At 66.6% G+C, this 6160-nt stretch carries 6 protein-coding genes; 3 read left to right on the top strand and 3 right to left on the bottom strand.

Annotated features, from left to right (window positions below; all coding sequences use genetic code 11):
- Positions 1-1526, top strand: a 1526-nt coding sequence (locus ON45_RS17970) for a vWA domain-containing protein (protein WP_306301658.1), incomplete at its 5' end; no start/stop codon positions are given.
- Between the two features lie 20 nt (positions 1527-1546).
- Here the strand turns inward: ON45_RS17970 and ON45_RS17965 are convergent.
- On the bottom strand, positions 1547-2092 hold the full coding sequence (locus ON45_RS17965; protein WP_040495724.1) for a P-loop NTPase family protein: 546 nt from the start codon (positions 2090-2092) through the stop codon (positions 1547-1549).
- A 33-nt stretch (positions 2093-2125) separates the two neighbouring features.
- On the opposite strand from ON45_RS17965, the gene ON45_RS17960 reads away from it, so the two are divergent.
- Positions 2126-2917, top strand: a complete 792-nt coding sequence (locus ON45_RS17960) for an enoyl-CoA hydratase/isomerase family protein (protein ID WP_040495722.1) — start codon at positions 2126-2128, stop codon at positions 2915-2917.
- 148 nt (positions 2918-3065) lie between these two features.
- Positions 3066-3884: a hypothetical protein gene (locus ON45_RS17955; RefSeq protein ID WP_040495720.1), complete on the top strand. Its 819-nt coding sequence runs from the start codon at positions 3066-3068 to the stop codon at positions 3882-3884.
- A 68-nt stretch (positions 3885-3952) separates the two neighbouring features.
- On the opposite strand, the gene guaB is transcribed toward ON45_RS17955, so the two are convergent.
- The gene (guaB, locus tag ON45_RS17950; RefSeq protein ID WP_173400704.1) at positions 3953-5497 is read right to left on the bottom strand and encodes an IMP dehydrogenase; all 1545 of its coding nucleotides are present in this window, start codon (positions 5495-5497) and stop codon (positions 3953-3955) included.
- A gap of 15 nt (positions 5498-5512) precedes the next feature.
- Positions 5513-6106: a phosphoribosylglycinamide formyltransferase gene (gene purN, locus ON45_RS17945; RefSeq protein WP_040495726.1), complete on the bottom strand. Its 594-nt coding sequence runs from the start codon at positions 6104-6106 to the stop codon at positions 5513-5515.
- Between the last annotated feature and the right edge of the window lie 54 nt (positions 6107-6160).

The following is a 6160-nucleotide window of genomic DNA, read 5'->3' as shown; positions in this document are numbered from 1 at the left end:
GCCATCCGGTGTCAGACACCCGATGGCACACGTTTGGTCGCGTCGTGACCGACACCAGCAACGTGTCGGCAGCGTCGACCAGCGGCGGCATGCTCGATCTGCTCAACGGGTTCGTCGTCGAGCTGCGCAACGCCGGTCTCCCGGTGTCGCTCACCGAGAACCTCGACGCGATGGAAGCGGTGCAGCACATCCCGATCGAGGACCGCGAGACCTTCAAGTACGCGCTCGGTGCGACGTTGATCAAGAACCATGCGCACTGGCGCAGCTTCGAGACCGTGTTCGAGGTGTACTTCAGCCTGCGCGGTCCCGAGTACCGCATTGCCGAGGGTGACGAGGACACCGACCTCGACGAGCTGTGGCGCGAGATGCAGGAGATGCAGCAGCAGGGCGAGGGCAAGGGCCAGGGCGGCATGGATTCCATGACGCCCGAGGAGATCGCCCAGATGCTGATGCAGGCGCTGATGAACGGCGACCAGGGGATGATGCGGGCGATGGCCAAGCAGTCCGTCCAGCGGTTTGCCGGGATGGAGCCGGGGCGCCCGGTCGGCGGGACCTACTACCTGTATCGCACGCTGCGGAACCTCGACCTCGACAACATGCTCGACAAGATGATGGAGGCCTCCCGCCAGGAGACCGGTGGCGAGCTGACCTCGCTCGAAGAGCGGTTGGAGAAAGAGGAGTACCAGGACCGCATCGAGAAGTTCAAGAGCGAGATCGAAGCCGAGATCCGTCGCCGCCTGGTCGCCGATCGCGGCGCCGAGGCCATGGCCAAGACGCTCCGCAAGCCGCTGCCCGAAGACGTCGAGTTCATGCACGCGTCACGCGACGAGATGGTCGCGTTGAAGAAGTCGCTGTACCCGTTGACACGAAAACTGGCCGCCCGTCTCGCCCGCAAGCGCAAGCACGGTCGCAAGGGACCGCTCGACTTCCGCAACACCGTGCGCCACTCGCTGAGCTACGGCGGGGTCCCAGCCGAGCCGAAGTTCAAGTACCCGCGTCCGGCGAAGCCCGAGCTGATCGTGATCGCCGACATCTCCGGCTCGGTCGCGGCGTTCGCGCGGTTCACCCTGATGCTCGTCTACGCGATTCAGAATCAGTTCTCGAAGGTTCGCTCGTTCGTGTTCATCGACGGCATCGACGAGGTGACCGACTACTTCAAGGCCACCGAGGACATCCAGGAGGCGATCCACCGGGTCAACACCGAGGCCGACGTGGTGTGGGTGGACGGGCACTCCGACTACGGCCACGCGTTCGAGGTGTGGTGGAACGAGTACGGCAAGGACGTCGGCCCGAAGTCGACCGTCCTGCTCCTCGGTGACGCGCGGAACAACTACCACGCCAGCCAGAGCTGGGTCGTCAAGGAGATCCAGCAGAAGGCACGTCACGTGTACTGGCTGAACCCCGAACCCAAGAGCTACTGGAACACGGGCGATTCGATCGTCGGCGAGTACGGCACCTACACCGACGGCGTGTACGAATGCCGCAACCTTCGCCAACTCGAGGGTTTCGTCGACCTCCTCGCCTGAGTGTGCGACCGGGTCGGGGACTAGCGCGCCGACTCGACGAACGCATCCACCTCCGCTTGCGACCGAAGCCGGACGACGGTGGCGTGTGACCAGAAGTCGCCCTCGGCGTAGCCGGAGTACAGCTCGTGGTAGAGCGGGTGGTGGTTCCACGCGTAGAGCACGACGTTGCGTCCCGGATCGCGGCTGAGCAGGTTGCGCACCGATTCCCGGTTCCCGCCCCACAGCTCCTCGCGGGTGATCGACCGCGCGACCGACCGTTTCACGAGGCGCATCATCGACACTCGGCGGGGGAGATCGAGCCACACGATCGTGTCGGCGCGGCCCTGGGCGATGTCGGCGACCGTCCGGTAGTTCCCGGGCACGACCCACCCGTCGTGCGACGCGTCGGCATCGGCCAGCGCGGTGGTCAGTTTCGCTCGGAACTCGGGAGTCGGTGTCGGGGTCCAGTTCGGCCCGTGCATCAACTCGTCGAGTTCGACGACCGGGACGTCGATCCGGTCGGCGAGTTGAGTCGCCAACGTCGACTTTCCTGCGCCCGACGACCCGACGATCGACACCCGACGCATGGCGCGAGGGTACCGACGTCTACGTTGTCGGCCATGGCCGACGATCGACCGCTGATCCGCTACGACGCCCACGGGAAGGTTGGTGTGATCACGATCGATCGACCGGAGAAGCGCAATGCGATGACCTTCGCCATGCTGGGGGAGTTCATCGAAACGGTCGGCCGAGCCGATGCCGACCCCGACACGGTCGTGCTGGTGATCACCGGCGTTCCCGGATCGTTCTGCGCCGGTACGGACCTGGCTGACCTCGCGTCGGTCCCGGGCGAGTCACGCGGTCTGCGGGGTTCGGCCGACGACCGTCACGCCTGGTGGCCGATCGCGGAGGCGACGAAGCCGACGATCGGTGTGATCGACGGGCCCGCGGTGGGCATGGGCGCCGAGTTCAGCTCGCAGTGTGACCTCCGCCTTGCCGGGACCAGCGCGCGTTTCGGTTGGAACTTCGTACATCGCGGTCTCGTCCCGGACACCGGTGCGGGCACGTGGTTGTTGCCGCGACTGATCGGGCTGCAACCCGCGCTCCGCCTGCTCTACACGGGCGAGATCATCGATGCCGCCGAGGCGCTGCGCCTCGGCTACGTCCTCGACGTGGTTCCGAGCGATCAGCTGCTTCCGACGGCGATGGCGCTCGCGGACGAGATCGCCGCGGGTTCTCCGCACAGCTTGAATCAGATCAAGTCGCTCGTGCACCAAGGTCTCACTGCACCGGTCGGTGAGCACATGGAGCGCCACACCGAGTCCCTCGCCGCGTGTTTCCGAAGCGACGACCACCGAGAGGGCGTCGCCGCGTTCCTCGAGCGCCGCCCAGCCGAGTTCACCGGCACCTGAACCCTCACGATGGCGACGGCGATGTCGATCTTCGCCGGAACGATGCCGCTGCTCTAGCGTTGGTCGCCGTGAGGCGAGATCTGGCGAGATGGGCTCCGACCCGCGACCTTCCCGTTCGGGGACGTCGGACCTGGACGAAGGTGGACATGTGAGCATCGTCGACGAACGCCTCACCTACGTCGAGACCAAACGGCCGCTCGTGTTCGACGAGATCGACTTCACGATCGTCGATCCCGACCGGGTCGCCCGTGAACTCGCAGCGCCCCTGGAGTACGCGCAACGAGTCGAGGCGGCGGTCGTCGGTCTCGGGATCGAGACGCTGATGCCGCGTCGAGATCGACGCGTCCAGCGTTTCCTCCATGTCTGGAGCATCGACGAAGTGGGGCACGGTCGGGCACTCGCGGAGCTGATGGACCAACTCGGGATCGAGGCTGCGCCGGAACTCGAACCGAGGATCCCGCTCCACAACCAGCTCGTCGGTGTCGTCACTCGGCTGTCGCGGCCGATGCACCAGGTCGTCGAGGCGATCTGGGCCACTGCCGGAGCGATGAACGAGCACCTCGCCATGGCCGCCTACGTACGGATGGACGAGATCCTCCGCTCGCTCGGCGAGCGTGCGCTGCACGAGTCGCTCTTCCGCACCCTCCGATCGCACGAGTCCGCCCACAAGAGCTTCTACGCCGCCTACGCCGACGAGGTCATGACCCAGATGGATCGATGGCAGCGACGCCTCGTCGCTCTGATCGTCCAACACACGTATCAACCCGTCGGCGCCGGAGCCAAGCGCGACCGACCCGCATTCGCCAGGACCGTCACGACGCTGGCGGGAGACCACTGGGAGGAACGGATCGCCACGCCGATCCAAGCCCTCGCGGAACGCCTCCTCAACGAGGGTCGTGAGATGGACCCATTCGTCCGGGACGCCGTCGCACGGTGCCTTGCGTCCGAACCGCCACGAACGGGCTGACCGCCGGATTCCGACGTCCTGATCGGTCGTCAGGTGTGGCGGCGATCTCCGACGTCGCGGGAGGCGCGTCAGCTGCCGCGCTGGTAGTTCGGAGCTTCCTGGGTGATCGTGACGTCGTGCGGGTGTGATTCCTCGCGGCCGGCCGTGGTGACCCGCATGAAACGGGCGGTGCGGAGTGCGTCGAGGGTGGCCGCGCCGGCGTAGCCCATCCCCGAGCGAAGTCCACCGACGAGTTGGTAGAGCACCTCGCCGAGCGGCCCGGCGTAGGGCACGCGACCTTCGATGCCCTCGGGCACGAGCTTCTGGCTCGCGGTGCCCACGGCAGACTTGCCCGTCTCGGACTGGCTCGTGGCGTACCGGTCCGCACTGTCGCCGGTCATCGCTCCCATGGAACCCATGCCGCGGTAGCTCTTGTAGCGGCGGCCGTCCATCAGTTCCATCTCGCCGGGCGACTCCTCGGTGCCGGCCAGGAGCGAGCCGATCATCACGGTCTCGGCTCCGGCAGCGATCGCCTTCACGATGTCGCCGGAGAAGGTGATGCCACCGTCGCCGATGATCGGGACGCCGAGTTGGCGAGCCCTGCGGGTCGTGTGCCAGATCGCCGACAACTGGGGCATCCCGGCGCCGGAGACGACCCGGGTGGTGCAGATCGACCCGGCGCCCACACCGACCTTGATCGCGTCGGCTCCTGCCTTGGTCAACGCCTCGACGCCCTCCTCGGTCACGACGTTGCCGGCGGTGACGGGCAGGTCGGGCCACGAACCCTTGATCCGTTCGATTGCCTTGACGACGTTCGCGGAATGGCCGTGGGCGGTGTCGATCGAGACGGCGTCGACGCTCATCGCGACGAGTGCGGCGACGCGTTCTTCGAGGTCGGCCCCCACGCCGACCGCAGCAGCTGCACGGAGGCGACCCTGGCCGTCCCGGGAAGCGTTCGGAAAGTCCAGACGCTTCTGGATGTCCTTGACCGTGATCAGCCCGGCGAGTCGCCCGTCGCCGTCGACCAACGGAAGCTTCTCGATCCGATGCTGGTGGAGCACGGCGAGTGCATCATCGAGCGAGGTTCCGACCTCGGCGACCACGAGTCCGTCGGCGGTCATGAACTCGGTGACGGGCCGTTCGAAGTCGCTGCCCTGACAGAAGCGGATGTCACGGTTGGTGAGGATGCCGACGAGGCGGCCGTCGTCGTCGGTGATCGGTACGCCGGAGAACTTGAAGCGGTTCATGAGCGACTCGGCTTCGTGCAGCAGTGCCGTCGGAGGCAGCGTGACCGGGTCGGTGATCATCCCCGACTGGGAGCGCTTGACCTTCTGCACCTCGCTGGCCTGGTCGGCGATCGACATGTTGCGGTGGATCACGCCGATGCCGCCGTTGCGTGCCATCGCGATCGCGAGCCGCGCCTCGGTCACCTTGTCCATGGCGGCCGAGATGAGTGGTACCGCGAGTTCGATGTCCGCAGCGAACGTGGCGGTCGTGTCGACCGCGTCGGGCAGCGTCTCGGACCAACCGGGTACGACGACGACGTCATCGAACGTCAGCGCCTCGTACCGGTCGAAGAAGCCGTCGTTGATGTGGGCCGGACCGTCAGTGCTGGTCGTCGTGGACTCGGTCATGTGGGACCTCGGATCTCAGGAGTGGTCGGTTGCGCTCAGCTTCGCCAACGTCTCGACGAGCAACGCGTGCTCGACATCGTGGATGGAGGCGGCGAATGCCTCCAGTGTGCCAGACACATCGATCGGAACGGACCTCGATGCCAGGACGGGACCGTCGTCCACCCCTTCGTCGGGAACGAGGTGCACCATCACGCCCGATTCGCTCCGCTCGCCGGCGAGCGCTTCGGACCACGCCCGCTCGATGGCCCGGATCCCGGGCAGTTCTCCCGGCAGCGCCGGGTGCAGGTTCACGATGCGATCAGGGAAGTGATCGATGAATGCGGTGGTCAGGATGCGCATCCAGCCGGCGAGGATCACCCAGTCCGGTTCGAACGACGCGACGGCTCCGGCGAGTCGGGTGTCGTAGTCCCGGCGTTCCTCGCCGTCGAGTGGGGACACGAGTTCGGTTGCGATCTCGGCGTCGTCGGCCCGGACGAGCGCGTAGGCATCGATCCGGTTCGTGACGACGCCGACCACCGAGGCGTCGATCACGCCTGATGCGCACCCGTCGAGGACGGCCTGGAGGTTCGATCCCGATCCCGAAGCGAGTACCACGAGACGAGACGACACGCCCCGATCGTACCCCTCACACCCGTTCTCGTGATCTGTTCCGGCGCTCCGTGC

Source organism: Ilumatobacter nonamiensis YM16-303 (assembly GCF_000350145.1).
Taxonomy (GTDB): Bacteria; Actinomycetota; Acidimicrobiia; order Acidimicrobiales; family Ilumatobacteraceae; genus Ilumatobacter_A; species Ilumatobacter_A nonamiensis.
The sequence above is the reverse complement of the archived record's forward strand: the minus strand, read 5'-3'. Positions and strand labels throughout refer to the sequence as shown.

Coding starts and splice junctions, on each gene's coding strand:
- ON45_RS17960 (WP_040495722.1), top strand. CDS start 2,126: ATGGCCGACGATCGACCGCTGATCCGCTACGACGCCCACGGGAAGGTT.
- guaB (WP_173400704.1), bottom strand. CDS start 5,497: ATGACCGAGTCCACGACGACCAGCACTGACGGTCCGGCCCACATCAAC.
- ON45_RS17965 (WP_040495724.1), bottom strand. CDS start 2,092: ATGCGTCGGGTGTCGATCGTCGGGTCGTCGGGCGCAGGAAAGTCGACG.